Below are 19,695 nucleotides of genomic sequence, written 5' to 3' on the forward strand. Positions count from 1 at the left end.
AAGCGAGCCGCTGGGCGAGCGTAGGTGGGGCGAGATTTCGTTATTACAGCCAGCCGTGCTCGCGGGCCTTCTGGAAGGCCTCGGCGCGGGTGCCGACGCCGAGCTTGGTGACGATGGCGGCCAGGTAGTTGCGGACGGTGCCGTTGGACAGGCTGGTCCGCCGGGCGATGACGGCGACCGGGGTGTCGAGCCCGGCCAGCCGCAGCACCTCAAGCTCGCGCTCGGTCAGGGGCGACTCGGGCGCGGTCAGCGCGTCGGCGGCCAGCGCGGGGTCGACGTAGCGGCCTCCGGCATGGACGCGGCGGATGACGTCGGCCAGCGCGCCGCCGGGCGAGCCCTTGGGCAGGAAGCCCTTCGCGCCCGCCGTCAGGGCGCGCTTGAGCAACGGCGGCTTGCTGTGCCCGGTGAGGATCACCACCGCGCACGCCGGGAGCGCCGAGGCCAGCTCGGCGGTGACGGCCATGCCGTCCAGGCCGGGCATCTCCAGGTCGACGACCGCGACGTCGGGGCGGTGCGACAGCGCCAGCTCGACGGCGGTCCGGCCGTCGGCGGCCTGGGCGACCACCTCCAGGTCGTCCTCAAGCCCGAGCAGCGCGGCCAGGGCGGTGCGGATCAGCTCCTCGTCGTCGGCGAGCAGCAGCTTGATCATGACGCGTCCCGCAGGACGGCGGTCAGCGCGAACGTCCCGCCGGACGCCTCGGTGCGCAGCCCGCCGCCGCTCTCGGCGAGCCGGTCGGCCAGGCCGCGCAGCCCCGAGCTGTGGGCGTCGGGCCCCGCCGCCTGCACGCCGTCGTTGGTCACCGTCATGCGCACCTCGTCTCCCGTCCGGACGATGTCGATCGTGCACCATGTGGCGGTGCTGTGGCGCAGCACGTTGGTGCTCGCCTCGCGCAGCACCGGGACGATCAGCGCGGCGACGTCCGGCGGGAGGTCGCCGTCCGGGCGGGTGACGGTGCAGCGCACGCCCGACGAGCGCAGCACCCGCTCGATCGCGTCGAGCTGGGCGGGCAGGTCGACCGCGCGGTAGCCGTGCACGGTGCGGCGCAGGTCGGCCAACGCCCCGGCGGCCAGGGCGCGCAGCTCGGCGGCCTCGCGGGCGGCCCGCTCGGGCGCGACCGGGGCGAGCCGCTCGGCCAGCTCGGCCTTGAGCGCGATCACCGAGAGGTCGTGGCCGAGCAGGTCGTGGACGTCGCGGGCGAAGCGCAGCCGCTCCTCGGCGGCGGCGAGCCTGCCCTGGGCGTCGCGTCCCGCCTCGGCGTCGACCAGCAGGATCCACAGCCAGACGTGCAGGCCGGCGACCGAGACCATCGACAGGCCCAGCGAGCCGGTGAGCAGGAGGGAGTGGAGCACCGGGTCGCCGTTCCACGCGGCGACGCCCGCCGAGGCGGCCAGCGCGGCGGCCGAGGCCGCCAGGGCCGTCACCCGTCCGGCCAGCAGCGGTGCGGTCGCCACGACGGACGCGCCGATCCAGGCCCAGGTCTCCCACTTCCCGGCGCCGAGCGGACCCGCCAGCGGAACCGACACGACGGACGCGGCCGCGAAGGCGATCACGAAGCGCCGGTGCAGCGCCCGCGACAGCGCCGGGGTGACCGAGGAGTACAGCACGCACCCCTGCGCGAGGGTGAAGGCGAGGATCGCGGCGAGGCCAACCACGATGCGGACCGTGCTCGGCTCGTGCAGGGCGCCGATCGCCGGCATGGCCAGGGTGGTGGCGATGCCCATGCCCAGCATGGCCAGCGTCGCCACTCGCGCTCTGCGGAGCCGGGGATCAGGCACGTGGGGATTGTATTGGCAGGCCCCACGCCATACGGGGGTGTGATCCGCACGTCCGGGCCATGCGATCCGCATGGTCGATCGATGACACCGGGCATCTGAGCATTGCGCGGCGGCGGGCGCAGTCTCGACCCATGAACACTTATGCGATCCGCGAGACCGGTACCGCGTCTCGCCCCAGCGCCGGGTCCCGGCGGCGGTTCGTCCGGCACTACGCCGAGATGGTCCTGGCGATGGTCGTGGGCATGATCGGGCTCGAACCCGCCTGGAACCTGCTCGACTCGGCCTTCCTCGCGCGGCCCGACATGGAAGCGCTCGTGATGGCCACCAACATGACCATCGGCATGACGGTCTGGATGCGCCACCGGGGCCACTCCTGGACGCCCGTCGCCGAGATGGGCGCGTCGATGTACGTGCCGTTCCTCGTGCTGTTCGTCCCCTACTGGACGGGCCTGATCTCCGGCTCGGACCTGATGATGGTCGGGCACGCGCTGATGCTCCCGGCGATGCTGGTGCCGATGCTCCTGCGCAAGGACGAGTACACCCACGCCCACCACCACGCGCCCGCGAAGAAGGACGGCCCGGTCGCGGCGCTCGTGCGGCGCTGGCCCGCCGGGCTGGCGGTGCTGATGACCGTCGAGGGCTGGACGAACCCGGGCGTCCCCCCGGCCCTGCTCCTGCTCGCCCTGCCTGGCGCCTACCTGCTGATCGGCAACGTCCGCAGAACGCTGGGCGACCCTCGCGACCTGGCGATCCAGATCGGCGGACTGGTGGCCTACGCGGGCCTGGCCCTGGCCGCCCTCGCGGTGGACGAGACCACCTCGGTCTGGCTGATCGCGGGCGGCTGGATCGTCCATGGCGTGTGGGACGTCGTCCACCACCGGCTGGACCGGGTCGTCCCGCGCGGCTACGCCGAATGGTGCGCGCTGTACGACGTGCTGTTCGGCCTGACGATCCTGCTCACGCTCGCGTGACGGGGACCGCGAGGCGGGTGCGGCCGGTGACCACCGGCCGCACCCGCATGCCGTCAGTCGGCGACCAGTTGGACGGCCTGGTAGCCGAGCGTGCCGTCGCCGGGCCGCCGGCTCCGGAGCCGCTCGCGCTGGCGGCGGACGACATAGGTGCCGGGGGCGATGCCGGTGCCGCCGTGCTCGGGGTGGATGAGGTAGGCGACCTGGCTGGTCTCCAGCGCGCCGAGGGCCAGGCCCACCGGGTCGTGGACGCCGGTCGTCCAGCGGCACGCGCCATGGTCGGCGGCCAGCGTGTGCGGGTTGCCGCCCGCCCCGCCGCGCAGCAGTTCCACGCCCGAGGGCGGCACGTCGTTCCAGTGCGCGCCATCGCTGATCGCGACCTCGGACAGGATCCCGATCGGGATGACGATGAGGTCGCCCTGGGCCTGGAGGCCGTCGATGACGGGGATCGAGACCTGGCGCTCCAGATGGTCGAGGACGTCTAGCCCGGTGAGCCGGGTCAGGTCGGCGAGGGTGGTCACGGTCATGCGCGCGTCTCCTTTCTTGGGGTTCGTCATCAGGTCCGGCGAAGCAGTTGGGCGTACTGGTCCCCGGTCAGGCCGTAGGACCAGCCCGCGGCGGCGATGGGATCGTCGATCTCCCCCGGGACGCTCAGCCCGTAGCGGCGGCGCCGGCCGTCCCGCTCGCGAGATCCGTTGATCGCGAGCAGCACGCGCGAGGGCGCCTGCCACGGTTCGGGAGGCAGGTCGTACAGGCGCAGCTCGCAGTCCGCGTTGCCCGGATCGGCGGCCGTCGCGACCAGGGCGAGGCCGGCCCGCTCGATGTAGGCGTCCCAGCCCAGGCGCTCGATCGCGCAGCGCCGGATCTCGATGTTCGGCTCGGCGGCGATCCGCTCGGGCGTCGGGTCGGTGAGGACCCACTCCGGCACCCGCGTGCCGTTCACGGAGTAGATGCCCCAGCCGTCGGTGTACTGGACCGCCTTGTCCTTGGCGTTGTGCAGGCGGAGCTCGCCCTCCCGTCCGGCGGGCAGGGACTCGGTGTGGACGGCGGCCGGTCGCTCGACCACCACGCACACCTCGTCGCCCGGCCACCACCACCCGCAGGAGCGCACCAGCGTCATCCACTGGTCGAGCCGGTGGTCGTCCGGAGGCCCATACGGGGCGGCGAGGCGGAGGCGCCGATAGGTGTCGTAGTGGGCGACCCAGTAGGCCTCATGCTGGCCGTACCAGGTGAAGTGAAGCGGATCCTCGACCTCTTCGGTGAGCGTGGTGCGCAGCGGTTTGCCGATCCCGTCCAGGACGCTGACCCGGAGGGCGCCCGCGACGACCGTGTTCAGCAGGTCGGCAAGGTCGACCCCGTTCCGGAGCGCCTCGTGCGGCGTCGGGTAGGAGGCCAGGCCCGGGCCGAAACGCCAGGAGGGTCTCGGCCATTTGGAACCGGCGCGCCGGTCCAGTCGCCTGCGCAGCGCCGCCATCTCCGTGGCCAGCAGCGTCGCGGCCGGCCAGTCCGCATACCGGGACGGCGCGAACGGATCGCGCAGATCGGGCAACTTGCGGTCGGGGGGCAGGGCCGCCGCCGCGGCGTGCGGGGACTCGGCCCAGACGAAGCGGGGTGGTTTCCGGCCGATCAGCCGGTAGAGCTCGCCGATCGCGGCTTCGGCGGCGGGACGGTCCGCGGGATCGGTGCTGAGCGCGTGGCCCAGCCATTCGTCGCGGAGGGTGAAGGCTCGGTCGAGCCGTTCGAGGTCGCGGGTGAGCGGGTCGGTGCGGTGCGCCGCATACGGCGCCCTGGACCGGCTCATCGAATTCGGGCGCTACCGCCCTTCCTGTCGATCATGCGGGCGATGGTGCCAGGGGAACGGCCCTTGGCGCAAGGGCTATTTCACGCGCACGGGAAGCGCCACGAGCCCGTGGACGATGGAGCCCATGCGGTGCCAGCGCAGGTCGCTTTCGGGAACGGCCAAGGTCAGGCCGGGGAAGCGAGCCACCAGGCCGCCGATCGCGATCTGGCCTTCCAGGCGGGCCAGAGGCGCGCCGAGACAGAAATGGACTCCGTGGCCGAAGGCGACGTGCCGGGAGGCGGGACGGGCGATGTCGAGCGTGTCGGGGTTCTCGTGCGCGGCGGGGTCGCGGCCCGCGGCGGCGAGCGCGATGTGCACCCAGGCCCCCTTGGGCACCCGGGTGCCCGCGATCTCCAGCTCCTCCCGCGCGACGCGCTGGCTCGCGCGCTCCAGCGGCGGGTCGTAGCGCAGGAACTCCTCGACCGCACCGGGCAGCAGCTCCGGGCGCTCGCGCAGCAGCGCCAGCTGGTCCGGCGCGCGCAGCAGCGCCAGCACGCCGTTGCCGATCAGGTTGACCGTGGTCTCGTGACCGGCGATGAGCAGCAGCGCGATCGTGTTGAGCAGTTCGTGGTCGGAGAGCGCGGCGTCGCCGTCGCGGGCGGCGATCAGTGCGCTGATCAGGTCGTCGGCGGGCGAGGCGCGGCGCTCGGCGAAGACGTCCAGCAGGTAGGCGTTGAACTCGCGCGCGGCCGTGCGGCGGCGCTCGCGCGCCTCGCGGGTCAGGGGCGGGACGGTCAGCACGGCCGTCCAGCCGCGGAACCGGTCGCGGTCGCCCGCGGGCACCCCGAGCAGCTCGCAGATGACCGTGATCGGCAGCGGGACGGCCAGCGCCTCGATCAGGTCGCTCTCACCGGCCGCGCCGAGGTCGTCCAGCAGCCCGTCGGTGATCTCCTGGATCCGCGGTCTGAGCGCCTCGACCCGACGCGCGGTGAAGGCCTTGGCGATCAGCGAGCGCAGCCGGGTGTGGTCGGGCGGGTCCATCGCCAGCATCGTCCCGCCGAAGAACAGCTCGGGCGGGACGGGCACGGCGCTGTGGGCGGTGTCCTTGGACAGCCGGGGGTCGTTCAGCGCGGCGCGGGCGTGCTCGTGGTCGACGACCAGGAACGCCGTGGCGCCCTGCGGGAAGTCGATCGGATGGATCGGCCCCGCGGCGCGCAGGGCGGCGTACTGGCCCTGGGGGTCCTCGCTGAACTCGCGGCTGAACAGGAACTCCATCGGCAGGACGCCGCCGGGCGTCATGCCAGCCTGCCCACGCCGCCGAGGAATCCCGCCCGGGTCAGGTCGGGCTCGACGGGCCCGGTCTCGGGCCGCCACGCCTCGACCGGGACGATGCCGGGTTCGAGCAGCTCCATGCCCTCGAAGAACGTCGCGACGACCTCGGCGGGGCGCGGGATGATGTCGCCCTGCCTGGTCTTCCCGTAGGCGCCGCGGACCTGGGCCTCGACCTCGTCGGTGACCTTGCCCGCGTGGCCGTGCGAGAGCACCAGGTAGCTGCCCGGCACCATGTCCCGGCGCAGCCGCGCCACGAGCGCGGCGGGCTCGGCGACGTCCGGCACGAAGTGCAGGATCGCCATCAGCAGGACGGCCACCGGCTGGTCCCAGTCGAAGCGGGAGCGGACCTCGGGGTGCTCCATGATGCTCTCGGGCTCCAGCAGGTCGGCCTGGATCACCGTGGTGAGCGGGTTGTCGGCCAGCAGCGCGCGGGCGTGCGCCAGGACGATCGGGTCGTTGTCGACGTAGATCACCCGCGAGTCGGGGGCGGCCCGCTGGGCCACCTCGTGGACGTTCTCGCGCGTGGGCAGCCCGGACCCGATGTCGAGGAACTGCCTGATGCCCTGGCCCGCCATGTGGGTCACGGCGCGGGAGAGGAACCTGCGGTTCGCCCGGGTGAACTCCAGCACGTACGGCATCGCCGCCATGACGCGCTCGGCGGCCTCGCGGTCGGAGGCGAAGTTGTCCTTGCCGCCGAGGTAGTAGTCGTACATCCGGGCGACGCTGGGCGTGTCAGGGTCGATGACCCAGGCCGGGTGCCGTTCGTCGGTCGCCATGAGCCCGCGACCTCCAATGCTGGGGGGCAGAACTGAGAAAGCTTCTGGTGCGCCCGATACTAAGGCCCAGAGTCAATGCCGATGATCTCCGAGCCGGATCCGGCGCCCTAAAGTTCGGATATGACCGGAAACACCCCTTTCACCGCTTTCGGCCTTGATGAGCTCCGGCGGCGCTCCAGCCTCAAATGGCGCGCGTACCCGTCCGACGTCCTGCCGGTGTGGGTGGCGGAGATGGACACGCCGCTCGCCGAGCCGATCGTCGCGGCGATCACCGACGCGGTGCGCCGGGGCGACACCGGCTACGCGACCGGCCGCGCACTGCCGGAGGCGTTCGCGGGGTTCGCCGAACGCCGGTACGGGTGGCGGCCCGACCCGGGGACGATGCGGGTCGTGCCCGACGTGATGACGGGCATCGTCGAGGCGCTCGGCGCGACGGTCGGCCCCGGGGCGAGGGTCGTGTTCAACACCCCTGCCTACCCGCCGTTCTTCGAATGGCTCGCGCGCGCCGGGCACCGGATCGCCGAGAGCCCGCTCGACCCGGACGGCCGTCTCGACCTCGACCGGCTGGAGCGCGACTTCGCGGCGGGCGCGGACGCGTACCTGCTGTGCAGCCCGCACAACCCCACCGGCACGGTGTTCGCCCGGGACGAGCTGGAGTCGGTGGCCGCGCTCGCCACCCGATACGGCGTCCGGGTGGTGGTGGACGAGATCCACGCGCCGCTCGTCCAGCCGGAGGCACGGCACGTCGCCTACGGGACGCTGGAGGCCGCGTCCGACGCCGTCGTCGTGGTCTCGGCGTCCAAGGCGTGGAACCTGGCCGGGCTCAAGGCGGCCCTGGTCGTCCCGGGGCCGGACGCGGGCGAGGCGGCGGCCATCGACCGGACGACGGCCGCGAGCCTGCCCGGGATCATCGCCTCCGAGGCCGCGTTCACCCAGGGCGAGCCCTGGCTCGCCGAGGTGCTCGCGGGCCTCGACGCCAACCGGCGGCTCCTGGGCGAGCTGCTCGCCCGGGAGCTGCCGAAGATCGGCTACACCCCGCCCCCGGCCACCTACCTGGCCTGGCTCGACTGCCGCGCGCTGGGCCTGGGCGACGACCCCGCCGCGGCGTTCCTGGAACGGGGACGGGTCGCGCTCGCGTCCGGCACCGGGTTCGGCGCGCCCGGGGCCGGGTTCGCCCGGTTCAACTTCGCGACGACCCCGGACGTGATCACCGAGGCCGTCCGGCGGATGGCCCTGGCGATCTAGTCCTTCTGGGCGGCGTCGACGGCCCGGCCGAGCTGGGCGAACTTCTTGGTGTAGGCGTAGGGGTAGACGCCGGGCGGCACGGCCGGGCGTCCGGCGTCGATGTACTGGGTGCCGAGGTTGGAGAACACCACCACGACGTAGGAGCGGCCGTCCTTGCCCGGCAGGGCCTTGACGACACCCGCGTCGGAGGCGGTGTTGTTCACCCAGCCGGTCTTGTGCGCGAAGGTGACCTCGGCCTGGGCGTTGCACGGGCGCACGTCACGGCCGAACTTGGTGCCCTGCACGTTGGCCGTCCCGTCGGCGTCGATCCAGCGCTCGGGGGTGGCGTGCGGGATGCCCGGCCCCGGGTAGTCGCCGCCGCAGCGGTTGGGCGTCGAGAGCATGTCGTTGAAGCCCTGCTGCGCGAGCTTGGCCATGAACACCTTGCGCGAGGACTTGCGCAGCACGTCGCTGGTGACGGGCTTGCCGTTCGGCGCCGTCCACACCGCGCCCTTGGCTCCGTTGACGAGCACCAGGAGCTTGGCGGTGTCGAGCGAGCTCATCGTGATGGAGTTGGACCAGCGTCCGCCGTTGGCCGGGTTGGTGCCCTTGAGCTGGAGCGTCTCCAGGCCGAGGTCCTGGAAGACCTGGTTCAGCGGGTCGATGGCCGCGCGGTCGTGCAGCAGCTTGACCAGCGCGCACGAGGACGGGTTGGACGAGAAGGTGATCGACTCGTCCATGTACTGGCCGACGGTCTTGCTGGTGGGCCCGCCGCACAGGGAGCTGCTGGCCGTCGGGCGGTAGTCGTAGGTCGAGTCCAGCTTGATCTTGCCCTGGTCGACCAGGCGCAGCACGCCGAAGTTGACGATCAGCTTCAGCACGGACGCGGGGTAGTTGAGCATGTGGTCGACCGGGGCGTTCTCGCGTCCCGGGACGACGTCGAGGGTGCCCTGGCCCTTGTTGGCGTACCAGCCCTTGTCGTCCCACTGGCGCCAGCGCACGTCCTTGGTGGACAGGTTGCCGTCGACCGGGACGGCGACGCCCTTGGGGTACAGGGGGCTCATCAGCGCGGTGCCGGACGACACCGGCCTGCCGCGCCGGTCGAGCTCGATGACCGTCGCGTCGACCTGCGGCTGCTGGACGATCGGCTTGGGGTCGGCGACCGACGCGCGGCGCGCGTTCCGGTGCGCCTCCTTGTCGACCGTCGTGCTCATGATCGAACGGGCCTGGGCCGAACCGGGCGGCGCGGTGTCCAGGACCTCCTGGAAGTTCAGGCTCTCCAGGGTCTGGCGCAGCCGTTCGGCGGCCTTGCCCGGTTCGTCCTTGCGGGTGTCGGCGACGCGTCCGGCGTCGACCGAGGAAGGCTGGGGCAGCGTGCCCAGCAGAGCACCGGCCGTGACCAGGCCGGCGGAGGCGAAGATCCAAGAGCGGCGCACCGGTTTGTCCCCCAACGCAGGTGGCAGAGTTCATGATCTTAGGGACCAATGCGGCGCTGTCGCACCCGATTGAGCGAAATCGGCGGCGACCGGGCACGGGCCCGGCCGCCGCCGCCAGATCAGCCGCGCACCCGGTGGGCGGCCTCGACCATGTTGCGCAGCGCCGCCTCGGTCTCGGCGTACCCGCGCGTCTTCAGCCCGCAGTCGGGGTTGACCCACAGCCGTCCCGCCGGGACGGCCTGGAGGGCCCGCCGCAGCGCCACCTCCATCTCCTCGACCGCCGGGACGCGCGGCGAGTGGATGTCGTAGACGCCCGGCCCGATGCCGCCCGCGTACCCCGCGTCACGCAGGTCGCCGACCAGCTCCATGTGCGAGCGGGCGGCCTCGACGCTGGTCACGTCGGCGTCCAGGTCGCCGATGGCGCCGATGACCTCGCCGAACTCCGAGTAGCACATGTGCGTGTGGATCTGCGTGGTGTCGGCCACCCCCGACGTGGCCAGCCGGAACGCGCCGACCGCCCACTCCAGGTAGGCGGCGCGGCCCGACCGGCGCGACGGCAGCAGCTCGCGCAGCGCGGGCTCGTCCACCTGGATCACCCCGATGCCCGCCGCCTCCAGATCGCGCAGCTCGTCCCGGAGGGCGAGCGCCACCTGCCGCGCGGTGTCGGCGAGCGGCTGGTCGTCGCGGACGAACGACCACGCCAGCATGGTCACCGGCCCGGTCAGCATCCCCTTGACCGGACGGCGCGTCCGCGACTGCGCGTACGTCGTCCAGCGGACGGTCATCGGCTCGGGACGCGACACGTCGCCGTGCAGGATCGGCGGGCGGACGCAGCGCGTCCCGTATGACTGCACCCAGCCGTTCGCGGTCGCGGCATACCCGTCGAGCTTCTCGGCGAAGTACTGCACCATGTCGTTGCGCTCGGGCTCGCCGTGCACCAGGACGTCCAGCCCCAGCTTCTCCTGGAGCGCGATCACCCGGTCGATCTCGGCCTCCATCGCCGACTCGTAGGACGCCGCGTCGATGCGTCCCGCCTTCAGGTCGGCGCGGGCCCGGCGCACCTCGCCCGTCTGGGGGAACGACCCGATCGTCGTGGTGGCCAGCGGAGGAAGGCCCAGCGAGCGGCCCTGCGCGGCGAACCGGACGGCGCGGTCGGGACGCCGGACGCCCGTCCCGAGCTCGTCCAGCCGGGCCCGGACCCGGTAGTCGATCCGGGGCCGCGCGGAAGGCACCGCCGCGCCCGCGATGACGTCGTGCCCCTCGCCCAGGGCCCGGCCGAGCAGGACGACCTCGTCCACCTTCTGCCGGGCGAACGCCAGCCGCTCCCGCAGGTCGGCGTCCAGATCGGGCTCGGCCTCGGTGTCGATCGGCACGTGCATCAAGGAGCAGGACGTCGAGACCGTGACCTCGCCCGCGAGCCCGAGCAGCGAGCCGCACAGGCCGAGGGCCTTCTCCAGGTCGGTCCGCCAGACGTTGCGCCCGTCCACGACCCCGGCGACCAGCGTCCGGCGCGGTAGCCCGCCGATCGATGCGAGCGCCTCCAGGTTCCCGGGGCCCGCGACGAAGTCGAGGCCGATCGCCTCCACCCGGGTCGCGGCAAGAGCAGGCAACGCGTCGCCGACCTCCCCGAAGTACGTGGCGACCAGCAGCCGGGGCCGCGACGTCAGCCCGGCCAGCCGCTCATAGACCTGCCGCAGCGCCGCCAGCTCCCGAGGCGTGCGGTCACCGGCCAGCGCGGGCTCGTCGAGCTGCACCCACTGCGCGCCCGCGCCCGACAGCCGCTCCAGCAGCTCGGCGTACACCTCGACCAGCGCGTCGAGCAGGTCGAGCGGCTCGAACCCGTCGGGCGCGTCCGGCGCGGGCTTGGCCAGCAGCAGGTACGACAGCGGCCCCACCAGCACCGGACGCGTCTCGATCCCCAGCTCGCGGGCCTCCAGATACTCCGCCACCGGCTTGGCGTCACCGGCGCCCGCCAGCGCGAACCGCGCGTCCGGCCCCAGCTCGGGCACCAGGTAGTGGTAGTTCGTGTCGAACCACTTGGTCATCTCCAGCGGCGGCACGCCCCGCGCGCCGCGCGCCATCGCGAAGTAGGCGTCCAGCCCGGACAGGTGCGCGAAGCGCCCCGGAACCGCGCCGACCAGGACGGAGGTGTCCAGCACCTGGTCGTACAGCGAGAACGTGTTGGACGGGATCTGGCCCAGCCCCGCATCGCGAAGCCCTTCCCAGACCGAACGGCGCAGCCTGGCGCCTTCGTCCAGCAACGCCCCGGCGTCGATCTTTCCCGCCCAGTACGCCTCGGTGGCGCGCTTGAGCTCGCGGCCGGGACCGATCCTGGGGTACCCGAGCACGGTCGTGGCGGATTTCATGGCGGCTCTCCCTCGGTGCCATTCCATGGCCGCGCGGGGAGAGTCAGGGCACGGCGGCGCCGCGTCCCGGGCCGTCCCGCGAGGCCGTGGACCACCGCGCGCCGGACGGCGCGCGGGCGGAGGCAGGTCTTCGGACTCACGGGCGCCGTGCCTGCTCCTACCGGCCGTCGCTTCCCAGGCCGCGCTCTTCGCGACCCAGTGCGTATGACGGCTTTCGTTCCCGTTCACCGCTGCGGGGCAGTCCCGGAATCGCACCGGGTTCCCTCTTGCGACACCCGCACCGCCGAAACGACACGGGTGAACCATCCGCAGCCGCGAGTATAGGCACGCCGTGACAACGCTTACGATGCAGGACGACCACGGAGAGAGGGCGGAATGAACGGACAGGCACGACCGATCACACTGGTGGGGACGCCCGTCCTGCACCGGCCCTGCAAGCCCGTCGAGACCTTCGACGACGCGCTGGCGGAGCTGGCCGAGGACATGTTCGCCAGCATGTACGCGGCCGAGGGCGTCGGCCTGGCCGCCAACCAGATCGGCGTCGACCTGCGCGTCTTCGTCTACGACTGCCCCGACGCCGACGGCGAGCGCCGCCGCGGTGTGGTCGCCAACCCGACCCTCGTCCTGCCCGACCTCGCCGACCGCCGCCTCGACAGCGACGACGAGGGCTGCCTGTCGGTCCCCGGGGCACGCGGCACCCTCGCCCGCCCCGACCGCGCCACCTGCCACGGCTTCGACGTCAAGGGCACCCCGGTCACCGTCGAAGGCACCGGCCTCCTGGCCCGCTGCCTCCAACACGAGACCGACCACCTGGACGGCCGCCTCTACATCGACCGCCTCTCCACCCGAGCCCGCAAGAAGGCCCTCCGCGACTACGAACGCCTCCAAGAAGAAGCCACAGGCTAGAGCGGTTCGTCGGACATGTAGGGCGGGGCGGGCTCGTATTGGATGTAGCGGCGGACTGCGCGGGCGTGGTCGCGGCCGTGGAGGTTGCCGACCAGCCAGAGGGCCATGTCGATGCCCGCCGAGACGCCCTGGCTGGTGAGCAGGGAGCCGTCCACGACGTAGCGGGCGTCGCGGACGACGGTGATGTCGCCGCGAGCCTCCAGTTCGTCCTCGACGCTCCAGTGGGTGGCCACGCGGCGGCCGCGGGCGGGGCCCGCGGCGTGCAGGACGAGCGCGCCGGTGCACACGCTGGTCGTCCAGGTGACCTGCTCGGCGGTCTTGGCAACCCAATCGGTCACCACCGGGTTGTTCAGCTGCACCCGGGTTCCGTTGCCCCCGGGGACGAGTAGGACGTCGAGCGGCGGGTGGTCGTCCAAGCTGTGGTCGGGCAGCACCCGCATGCCCTTGTTGCAGCGGACGGGGCCGGGGTTCTCGGCGATGAGGACGGCGGTGTCGGCGTTCTCGCGCAGCATGGACGAGGCGGTGAAGACCTCCCAGGGCCCGACGAAGTCGAGCTCCTCCGCGCCGTCGAAGATCAGCAGGCCATAGGTCGTCATAGATTCTCCCTGGTCGTGGCTCGGAAACGGTCGCGGTAGTCCGACGGGGTGACGCCGATCCGCCGGTGGAACGCCCGCCGCAGCGTCTCGGCGGTGCCGAAGCCCAGGCGCCGGGCCAGCGCCTCGACCGGCACGCCCGACTCGGCCAGGGCGCGCCTGGCCGCCTCGACGCGGACCCGCTCGACGTAGGCCGCGGGCGGGATGCCGAGCTCGGCGGGGAAGCGGCGTTGCAGGTGCCGCGGGCTCAGCCCGGCCGCCGCCGCCAGGTCGGCGACGGTGTGGCGGCCCCCGGGGTCGGCGTGGACGGCCTCGACCGCCGCCCTGATCGGGTCGCTGGCCGGCTGCCTGGACCAGAGCGGGACGCTGAACTGCGACTGGCTTCCCGGCCGCCGCATGTACATCACCATCTCCTGGGCCACCGCGTGCGCGATCTCGCGCCCGTGGTCGTCCTCCACCAGCGCGAGCGCGAGGTCCATTCCGGCGGTCACGCCCGCCGACGTCCAGACCCGCCCGTCCCTGATGAAGATCGGGTCGCAGTCGACCGCGACCTCCGGATGCTCGCGGCGCAGTTGGCCCTCGCGCCGCCAGTGGGTGGTGACGCGGCGTCCGGACAGGAGCCCGGCCGCCCCGAGCAGGAACACTCCGCTGCACACCGACGTCACGCGGCGGGCGTTTCGCGCGGCCTCGCGGACCCAGCCGATCAGCCGCTCGTCCAGGACGGCCGTGTCGACGCCGCCACCGCCGACCACGACCAGCGTGTCGACCCCGGCGGGGTCGGCGTCGGCGACGCCCAGCCCCGCGTGGATCGGCAGCCCGCTGCTGGAGCGGACGTCCCCGGCCTCGGCGGCCACGACCCGGCACTCGTACCCGCGCGTCAGCTCGCCCGCGTAGCCGAAGACCTCGAACGGCCCGGCCAGGTCGAGGGTCTGGAAACCTTCGAAGATCACGAACACGACACCCCGCATGCCCTCCAGGCTGCCGCCGTCCGGGCCAGGGCGTCAACGACGGCCGCCCCACAGATCGCGCCATAATGGCGCCCGGGCAATTCCTCAAAAAAAGAGGTTGACACCGGAGCGAAGCTGGCTAATATTCAAGGCATGCAGTCCTGACACTCATTTGGTCGAGCCGCCGCAGCCGTGCTGCGGCCCCGCTCCCAGTCACCAGGCGCCACGGCCCCGTTCCTCATCTGACGTACGTGCCCTCGTCACGTCGTGACGTGGGCGAACGTGCCCTCGCGCCCCCTTTCCCGGTTCTTTCCTCGGCCCATCGCGGCCGAATTCATTCCTGCCCGGAGGTGTCGGCTCTTGCGTGCCATTAATTCCAACAACCCGGAAAACACTCCCTTCAACAAAAAGGCCAAGCGCAACAAGAAGGACGTCCGGGCGGCGTCGTTCGGGCACAACAACGCCCGCAACGCGCGCCAGATGCCCACCCGTCGTCTTCAGCGAGGCCGCTGATCCCGGGCACGACCCGGAAGCCCGGTGCCCCGGCCCGTACAGGGCCGGGGCACTACCCCGTTCAGGGGTTCTTGATGGACTCGATGACGCTGGTCAGGCCCTCGGCGCCGTGGCCCTCGGCCACGGCGCGGTCGAAGAGCGCCTTGAGGGCGGCGGGGACCGTGGTCTCCAGGCCCGCGTCCCGGCTGGCCTCCAGGACATGGGCCATGCCCACGGCCTGCATGTGGAGGCTGTTGAACTCGCCTGGGTAGACGGCCGCCTCGATCTCCTGGGTGACGATCTTCAGGAAGCCCATGGGTCCTTCGGAGGCGAGGCTGGTGAGGGTCTCGGCCGCGTAGGGACGGAAGGTCTCGGGCTTGACGCCCGCCGAGCCCAGGAGCGCCGTCGCGTGCATGTAGCTCGTCAGGGTCGACCAGAAGAAGTGGAGCTGGGCCTGGTAGTAGAGCATCGCCAGGCCGGGGTCGGCGCCGACGTAGGTGGTGTCGCCCAGCTCGGCGAGGGTGCCCCGGTGCTTCTCCAGGAGGCGTTCGGGCCCGCTGTAGAACACGTAGGAGCCGGGCTGCCCGATGCCGGACGGCGGCGTCATGATGCCGCCGGTCAGCAGGTCCGCGCCCCGGCTCGCGGTCCATTCGGCCGCCGCGCGCAGCTCCTTGGGGGTGTCGGAGCTCAGGTTGACCAGCGTGCGTCCCTTGAGGGCGTCGCCGGACGACTCCAGCGAGGCGCGCATCGCGTGATAGTCGAGCTGGCTGATGACCACCAGTTCGCTCGCCCGCAGGGCGTCGGCGGCCGAGGCCGCCAGGGACGCACCCTCGGCCACCAGGGGTGCGGCCTTGCTCGGTGTGCGGTTCCAGACGGTCGTGGGGTGGCCGTTCGCCAGGAAGGTCCGGGCCATGGCGGTTCCCATGGCGCCCAGGCCGATGACCGTGACCGGTGTCTTGTCCGACATCGCTTGCTCCCGTTCGTCAGGTGATGAGCCCAGGTTGCGGCGGGGTTCTACGGATCGGCTACGGATACGCTGGCGGCGTGCGTTTCGGGGTGCTCGGTCCGCTCGCGGCCTGGACGGACGACGGGCTGCCCGTGCGCGTCCCGGAGACCAAGGTCCGGGCGCTGCTGGCCGACCTCCTGGTGTCCCCCGGACGTCCCGTCCCGTCGGACCGGCTGATCGAGGACCTGTGGGGCGAAAGGCCGTCGCGCAATCCGTCGGGGACGCTCCAGGCGCGGGTCTCGCAGCTGCGGGGCGTCTTGGAGGCCGCCGAACCCGGGGGCCGAGGGCTGGTCGCCGCTCGTCCACCCGGGTACGCGCTGCTCGTCGACGACGAGGCCGTGGACGCCGGACGGTTCACCGCACTGGTCGCGCGCGCCCGGCGGGAGACCGATCCCCGGACCAGAGACACGCTGCTGACCGACGCGCTGGAGCTCTGGCGCGGCCCGGCGTTCGCCGAGTTCGCCGACGAGGAGTTCGCCAGGCCCGCCGCGGCCGGTCTGGAGGAGGAGCGGCTCGCGGCGATCGAGGAGCGCGCGGAGGCCCGGCTTGAGCTGGGCGAGCACGCCGCGCTGGCCGCCGAGCTGGCGGACGTCGTCGCGCGGCATCCCTTCCGCGAGCGGCTGCGGGCGGCGCAGCTGCTGGCGCTCTACCGGGCGGGACGTCAGAGCGAGGCGCTCGACGGTTACGGCGAGCTGAGGAGCCGCCTCGCCGACGAGCTGGGGCTCGATCCGAGCCCCGAACTGGCCGCGCTGCACGCGGCGATCCTGCGCAGGGACCCGTCCCTGGCGGTCCCGGAGCGTCCCCGGTCCAACCTGCCCGCGGCGCCGGGCGGCCTGATCGGCCGCGAGCGGGCCGTCGCCGAGGTGCGCGCGCTGCTGCCGGGCGAGCGGCTGGTCACGCTGACCGGGCCCGGCGGCGTCGGGAAGACCCGGCTCGCGCTGGAGGCCGCCGCGCGGTCGGCCGGCTCCCACCCCGACGGCGCGTGGCTGGTGGAGCTGGGCTCGCGCGGCCCCGACGGCCTGGCCGACGCGGTCGCCGGGGTGCTGGGCGTGCGCGGCGAGACCGGGCCCGCGGGCCTGGCCGCCGCGCTGCGCGCCCGGCGGCTGCTGCTGGTCCTGGACAACTGCGAGCATGTGATCGGGCCCGCCGCCGCCCTGGCCGGACGCCTTCTCGCGGCCGCGCCCGGCCTGCGCGTCCTGGCCACGAGCCGGGAGCCGCTCGGAATCGCGGGCGAGCGGGTCGTGGTCGTCCCGCCGCTGGAGCTGCCCGAGCCGGGAGCCCGGCCGGACGACGCCGCGGCCGTCAGGCTGTTCGCGGCGCGCGCGGCCGCGGCGGCGCCGGGCTTCGCGCTGACCGCCGAGAACGCGGCCGACGTCGCGACGATCTGCAGCCGCCTCGACGGGATACCGCTCGCGCTGGAGCTGGCGGCCGCCCGGGTGCGGGCGCTGGGCGTGCGGGAGCTGGCCGGGCGCCTGGACGACCGTTTCCGCGTCCTGACCTCGGGACGGCGGGACGCCCCCGCGCGCCAGCGCACGCTCCGCGCGGTGATCGACTGGAGCTGGGAGCCGCTGGACGAGGACGAGCGGACGGTCCTGCGGCGCCTGGCCGTCCACGCGGGCGACTGCGCGCTCGACGCCGCCGAGGCCGTCTGCGCCGAGCCCGGGATCGACGTGCTGGGCGTCCTGCCGCGCCTGGTCGACCGGTCGCTGGTCGTCGTCACCGAGAACCACCGGTACCGGCTGCTGGAGTCGGTCGCGGCGTACTGCGCGGAACGGCTGCGCGAGGCGGGCGAGGAGGAGGCGATCCGCCGCGGGCACGCCCGGTACTACACCGAGCTGGCCGAGCGGGCGGCGGCCGAGCTGCGCGGCCCCGGCCAGCGGCGGTGGCTGGAGCGCCTCGACCTCGACGCCGCCGAGCCGGGGGCCGCGCTGGAGCACGCCGACGGCGCGCTCGGGCTGCGCCTGGTCAACGCGCTGGCGTGGTACTGGTTCCTGCGCGGCCGGTTCAACGAGGCCGGGCGGGCGCTGGCCACGGCGCTCGCGCTGCCCGGCCGGGCGGACGCGGCCGCGCGCGCCGAGGCCGAGTCGTGGCGGACCGTGATGGCGATGGTGTCGGGTGAGGCCGCCGACTCCGAGGAGCGCAGGCTCGCGGCACTGAAGCTCTATGACGACCTCGATGATCCTTTGGCTCGGGCCAGGGCGGAGTGGCTCCTGTCGTCCGTGCATTGGCCGTACGGCGACGTCCCCGCGAGCGAGGCCAGGATCGACCGGGCCCTGGCCGTCTTCGAGACCCACGGCGACCGGTGGGGCACGGCGGCGGCCCTGGCGACCCGTGCCCTGCTGGCGATGGTCCGCGGCGACGTGGCCGCCATGGAACGCGACGCGGTGCGCAGCGCCGCGATCTTCGAGGAGCTGGGCGATGTCTGGGGACGCCAGGAGGCCGCGGGCGTGCTCGGCATGCACGCCGAGATCGTCGGCGACCACACGCGCGCGGCGCGGTTCCGCCGCGAGGGCCTGCGGCTGGCCGAGAGCCTGGGACTGTGGACCGAGATGTCGTTCGCGCTGTCGTCCCTCGGCCGGATCGCGCTGCTGGCGGGCGACCTGACCGAGGCCCGGGGCCTGCACGAGCGGGCGCTGCGGCTGGCGGTCGAGCACTCCAGCGGTTCCGCCGAGGAGTTCGCCGAGATCGGTCTCGGCCTGGTCGCCCGGCGGGCCGGCGACCTGGACGCCGCCGAGGCCCACCTGCGCGTCCGGCTCGGCTGGCTGCGCGGCATCGGCGGGACGTCGGGCGTGGCGTTCGTCCTGTCCCAGCTCGGCTACGTCGCCGAGCAGCGCGGCGACGCCGAGGCCGCGCTGGCCCTGCACGGCGACGCGCTGGCCGCGGCCCGCGCCACCGGCGACCCCCGCGCGATCGCCCTGTCCCTCGAAGGGCTGGCCGGGGCCCGGTCGCTCGCGGGCGACCCCGAGGCCGCCGCCCGGCTGCTGGGGACGGCGTCGGCCGCCCGCGACTCGGCCGGGACTCCGCTCCCCCGGGCCGAACGCGAGGACGTCGACCGCGCCACCGCCCGGATCATCGCGGCCATCGGCCCCGACGCGTTCGCGACGGCCTATGACCTGGGGCGCACGTCGTCCTGGCGGGAATGATCGGGCACGCTCCGGCGTCGATCAGGACGGACGGACAACCGAGAACACGGAGCCCTCATGACGAACCACCTCCTTCCAGACAGACGCTGGCAGGGCGATTCCCTGGATCTGGACGCCTTCCTGGCGCGGGTCGGCTACGAGGGCGACCGCGCCCCCACCCTGGAGACGCTGACGGCGCTCCAGCGCGGATACGTCACCACGTTCCCGTTCGAGAACATCGAGGCGGTGCTGCGACGGCCCGTCCCGCTGGACCTGGACGCCCTCCAGACCAAGCTCCTGCGCTCGCCGCGCGGCGGGTACTGCTTCGAGCACGTGACGCTGTTCGCGGCGGCGCTGGAACGCCTCGGGTTCGGCGTGATCGGGATGACCGGCCGCGTGACGCTGGGCAGCGACAAGCTGCGTCCCGCCACCCACGCGCTGCTGCGGGTCGAGACCGCCGACGGCCGGGCCTGGTTCTGCGACGTCGGCTTCGGCGGCGGCCCCCTGGCGCCGCTTCCCTTCGAGGACGGCGCCGAGGAGGTCCACGACGGCTGGGCCTTCCGGCTGAGGCTGCTCACCGACGCCGCGGGCGGCCTGCCCGGCGCCCAGGAGTGGGCGCTGTTCGAGAAGGACGAGGACTGGGTCGAGCGGCACACCTTCGGCCTGGCCCCGTCGTACGGCCTGGACTACCACCTGGCGAACTTCTTCATCTCGACGCATCCACGGTCGGTCTTCGTCGGACGGCTGTTCGCGCAGAAGTTCACCGTCGAGGCCCACCACCAGCTCGACGAGCTCTCGTACACGGTGAAGCGGCCAGGCGGCGGCTCCGACGTCCGCGAGCTGACTCCCGCCGAGGTGCCCGTCCTCCTGGACGAGACGTTCGGCATCACGCTCTCCCCCGAAGACACCGAACTCCTGACCGAGCACCTCAAGGCTTGACGAGATCTAATCTAGACAACTAACATCCAGAT

Annotated in this window: 17 protein-coding genes and 1 riboswitch; of the genes, 6 read left to right on the top strand and 11 right to left on the bottom strand. The window is 73.2% G+C overall.

Features of this window, described 5'->3' with window-relative positions; genetic code table 11:
* Positions 1 to 43: 43 nt before the first annotated feature.
* Positions 44 to 649, bottom strand: coding sequence for a response regulator (locus ACQPY4_RS40040; RefSeq protein WP_433330320.1), 606 nt, complete (start codon positions 647 to 649; stop codon positions 44 to 46).
* Positions 646 to 1,776, bottom strand: coding sequence for a sensor histidine kinase (locus tag ACQPY4_RS40045; RefSeq protein WP_433330322.1), 1,131 nt, complete (start codon positions 1,774 to 1,776; stop codon positions 646 to 648). The genes ACQPY4_RS40040 and ACQPY4_RS40045 overlap by 4 nt, the downstream gene beginning before the upstream one ends.
* Before the next feature lie 131 nt (positions 1,777 to 1,907).
* On the opposite strand from ACQPY4_RS40045, the gene ACQPY4_RS40050 reads away from it, so the two are divergent.
* Positions 1,908 to 2,747 carry a hypothetical protein gene (locus tag ACQPY4_RS40050; protein WP_433330324.1) on the top strand — a complete coding sequence of 280 codons (840 nt, stop codon included), beginning with the start codon at positions 1,908 to 1,910 and terminating at the stop codon, positions 2,745 to 2,747.
* Between the two features lie 53 nt (positions 2,748 to 2,800).
* Here ACQPY4_RS40050 and ACQPY4_RS40055 read toward each other — a convergent pair whose 3' ends face one another.
* The 4 genes from ACQPY4_RS40055 to ACQPY4_RS40070 all read right to left on the bottom strand — a co-directional run bounded on the left by ACQPY4_RS40055 (position 2,801) and on the right by ACQPY4_RS40070 (position 6,632).
* Positions 2,801 to 3,271, bottom strand: a complete 471-nt coding sequence (locus ACQPY4_RS40055; RefSeq protein WP_433330326.1) for a hypothetical protein — start codon at positions 3,269 to 3,271, stop codon at positions 2,801 to 2,803.
* A 29-nt stretch (positions 3,272 to 3,300) separates the two neighbouring features.
* A complete protein-coding gene (locus ACQPY4_RS40060) occupies positions 3,301 to 4,545 on the bottom strand; it encodes a DUF6745 domain-containing protein (RefSeq protein WP_433330328.1) in 1,245 nt (414 codons plus the stop codon).
* Positions 4,546 to 4,620: 75 nt separating this feature from the next.
* Positions 4,621 to 5,823, bottom strand: coding sequence for a cytochrome P450 family protein (locus tag ACQPY4_RS40065; RefSeq protein WP_433330330.1), 1,203 nt, complete (start codon positions 5,821 to 5,823; stop codon positions 4,621 to 4,623).
* The gene (locus tag ACQPY4_RS40070; RefSeq protein ID WP_433330332.1) at positions 5,820 to 6,632 is read right to left on the bottom strand and encodes an SAM-dependent methyltransferase; all 813 of its coding nucleotides are present in this window, start codon (positions 6,630 to 6,632) and stop codon (positions 5,820 to 5,822) included. The genes ACQPY4_RS40065 and ACQPY4_RS40070 overlap by 4 nt, the downstream gene beginning before the upstream one ends.
* 120 nt (positions 6,633 to 6,752) lie before the next feature.
* Here ACQPY4_RS40070 and ACQPY4_RS40075 point away from each other — a divergent pair, with 120 nt between their 5' ends.
* On the top strand, positions 6,753 to 7,877 hold the full coding sequence (locus tag ACQPY4_RS40075) for a MalY/PatB family protein (protein ID WP_433330334.1): 1,125 nt from the start codon (positions 6,753 to 6,755) through the stop codon (positions 7,875 to 7,877).
* Here ACQPY4_RS40075 and ACQPY4_RS40080 read toward each other — a convergent pair.
* Together ACQPY4_RS40080 and metE are read right to left on the bottom strand one after the other, a co-directional pair.
* Complete coding sequence (locus tag ACQPY4_RS40080) at positions 7,874 to 9,292, bottom strand: serine hydrolase (RefSeq protein WP_433330336.1); 1,419 nt, start codon at positions 9,290 to 9,292, stop codon at positions 7,874 to 7,876. The genes ACQPY4_RS40075 and ACQPY4_RS40080 overlap by 4 nt on opposite strands.
* 119 nt (positions 9,293 to 9,411) lie before the next feature.
* The gene (metE, locus tag ACQPY4_RS40085; protein ID WP_433330338.1) at positions 9,412 to 11,658 is read right to left on the bottom strand and encodes a 5-methyltetrahydropteroyltriglutamate--homocysteine S-methyltransferase; all 2,247 of its coding nucleotides are present in this window, start codon (positions 11,656 to 11,658) and stop codon (positions 9,412 to 9,414) included.
* Positions 11,659 to 11,762: 104 nt separating this feature from the next.
* Positions 11,763 to 11,981, bottom strand: a riboswitch (cobalamin riboswitch).
* A gap of 52 nt (positions 11,982 to 12,033) precedes the next feature.
* On the opposite strand from metE, the gene def reads away from it, so the two are divergent.
* On the top strand, positions 12,034 to 12,564 hold the full coding sequence (def, locus tag ACQPY4_RS40090) for a peptide deformylase (RefSeq protein ID WP_433330340.1): 531 nt from the start codon (positions 12,034 to 12,036) through the stop codon (positions 12,562 to 12,564).
* On the opposite strand, the gene ACQPY4_RS40095 is transcribed toward def, so the two are convergent.
* Both ACQPY4_RS40095 and ACQPY4_RS40100 read right to left on the bottom strand, forming a co-directional pair.
* A complete protein-coding gene (locus tag ACQPY4_RS40095; protein WP_433330342.1) occupies positions 12,561 to 13,160 on the bottom strand; it encodes a DJ-1/PfpI family protein in 600 nt (199 codons plus the stop codon). The two genes, def and ACQPY4_RS40095, sit on opposite strands and share 4 nt — an antisense overlap.
* The gene (locus ACQPY4_RS40100; RefSeq protein ID WP_433330344.1) at positions 13,157 to 14,125 is read right to left on the bottom strand and encodes a GlxA family transcriptional regulator; all 969 of its coding nucleotides are present in this window, start codon (positions 14,123 to 14,125) and stop codon (positions 13,157 to 13,159) included. The genes ACQPY4_RS40095 and ACQPY4_RS40100 overlap by 4 nt, the downstream gene beginning before the upstream one ends.
* Before the next feature lie 339 nt (positions 14,126 to 14,464).
* Between ACQPY4_RS40100 and ACQPY4_RS40105 the strand changes: the two genes are divergently transcribed.
* Positions 14,465 to 14,617, top strand: a complete 153-nt coding sequence (locus ACQPY4_RS40105) for a hypothetical protein (protein WP_433330346.1) — start codon at positions 14,465 to 14,467, stop codon at positions 14,615 to 14,617.
* Between the two features lie 61 nt (positions 14,618 to 14,678).
* Here ACQPY4_RS40105 and ACQPY4_RS40110 read toward each other — a convergent pair whose 3' ends face one another.
* The gene (locus ACQPY4_RS40110) at positions 14,679 to 15,563 is read right to left on the bottom strand and encodes an NAD(P)-dependent oxidoreductase (RefSeq protein WP_433330348.1); all 885 of its coding nucleotides are present in this window, start codon (positions 15,561 to 15,563) and stop codon (positions 14,679 to 14,681) included.
* Positions 15,564 to 15,640: 77 nt separating this feature from the next.
* Between ACQPY4_RS40110 and ACQPY4_RS40115 the strand changes: the two genes are divergently transcribed.
* Both ACQPY4_RS40115 and ACQPY4_RS40120 read left to right on the top strand, forming a co-directional pair.
* Positions 15,641 to 18,745, top strand: a complete 3,105-nt coding sequence (locus ACQPY4_RS40115) for a BTAD domain-containing putative transcriptional regulator (protein WP_433330350.1) — start codon at positions 15,641 to 15,643, stop codon at positions 18,743 to 18,745.
* Positions 18,746 to 18,802: 57 nt separating this feature from the next.
* Positions 18,803 to 19,663 (top strand): arylamine N-acetyltransferase family protein, encoded by an 861-nt coding sequence (locus ACQPY4_RS40120; RefSeq protein WP_433330352.1) that lies wholly within the window; start codon positions 18,803 to 18,805, stop codon positions 19,661 to 19,663.
* The last annotated feature ends 32 nt before the right edge of the window (positions 19,664 to 19,695 follow it).

This window comes from Spirillospora sp. CA-294931 (assembly GCF_050946795.1).
In the GTDB taxonomy this organism is placed as follows: domain Bacteria; phylum Actinomycetota; class Actinomycetes; order Streptosporangiales; family Streptosporangiaceae; genus Spirillospora.

Excerpts from the sequence above, each read along its gene's own strand:
- ACQPY4_RS40040 (WP_433330320.1), bottom strand. The coding sequence starts at position 649 with ATGATCAAGCTGCTGCTCGCCGACGACGAGGAGCTGATCCGCACCGCC.
- ACQPY4_RS40050 (WP_433330324.1), top strand. The coding sequence starts at position 1,908 with ATGAACACTTATGCGATCCGCGAGACCGGTACCGCGTCTCGCCCCAGC.
- ACQPY4_RS40055 (WP_433330326.1), bottom strand. The coding sequence starts at position 3,271 with ATGACCGTGACCACCCTCGCCGACCTGACCCGGCTCACCGGGCTAGAC.
- ACQPY4_RS40060 (WP_433330328.1), bottom strand. The coding sequence starts at position 4,545 with ATGAGCCGGTCCAGGGCGCCGTATGCGGCGCACCGCACCGACCCGCTC.
- ACQPY4_RS40065 (WP_433330330.1), bottom strand. The coding sequence starts at position 5,823 with ATGACGCCCGGCGGCGTCCTGCCGATGGAGTTCCTGTTCAGCCGCGAG.
- ACQPY4_RS40070 (WP_433330332.1), bottom strand. The coding sequence starts at position 6,632 with ATGGCGACCGACGAACGGCACCCGGCCTGGGTCATCGACCCTGACACG.
- ACQPY4_RS40075 (WP_433330334.1), top strand. The coding sequence starts at position 6,753 with ATGACCGGAAACACCCCTTTCACCGCTTTCGGCCTTGATGAGCTCCGG.
- metE (WP_433330338.1), bottom strand. The coding sequence starts at position 11,658 with ATGAAATCCGCCACGACCGTGCTCGGGTACCCCAGGATCGGTCCCGGC.
- def (WP_433330340.1), top strand. The coding sequence starts at position 12,034 with ATGAACGGACAGGCACGACCGATCACACTGGTGGGGACGCCCGTCCTG.
- ACQPY4_RS40095 (WP_433330342.1), bottom strand. The coding sequence starts at position 13,160 with ATGACGACCTATGGCCTGCTGATCTTCGACGGCGCGGAGGAGCTCGAC.
- ACQPY4_RS40100 (WP_433330344.1), bottom strand. The coding sequence starts at position 14,125 with ATGCGGGGTGTCGTGTTCGTGATCTTCGAAGGTTTCCAGACCCTCGAC.
- ACQPY4_RS40110 (WP_433330348.1), bottom strand. The coding sequence starts at position 15,563 with ATGTCGGACAAGACACCGGTCACGGTCATCGGCCTGGGCGCCATGGGA.
- ACQPY4_RS40120 (WP_433330352.1), top strand. The coding sequence starts at position 18,803 with ATGACGAACCACCTCCTTCCAGACAGACGCTGGCAGGGCGATTCCCTG.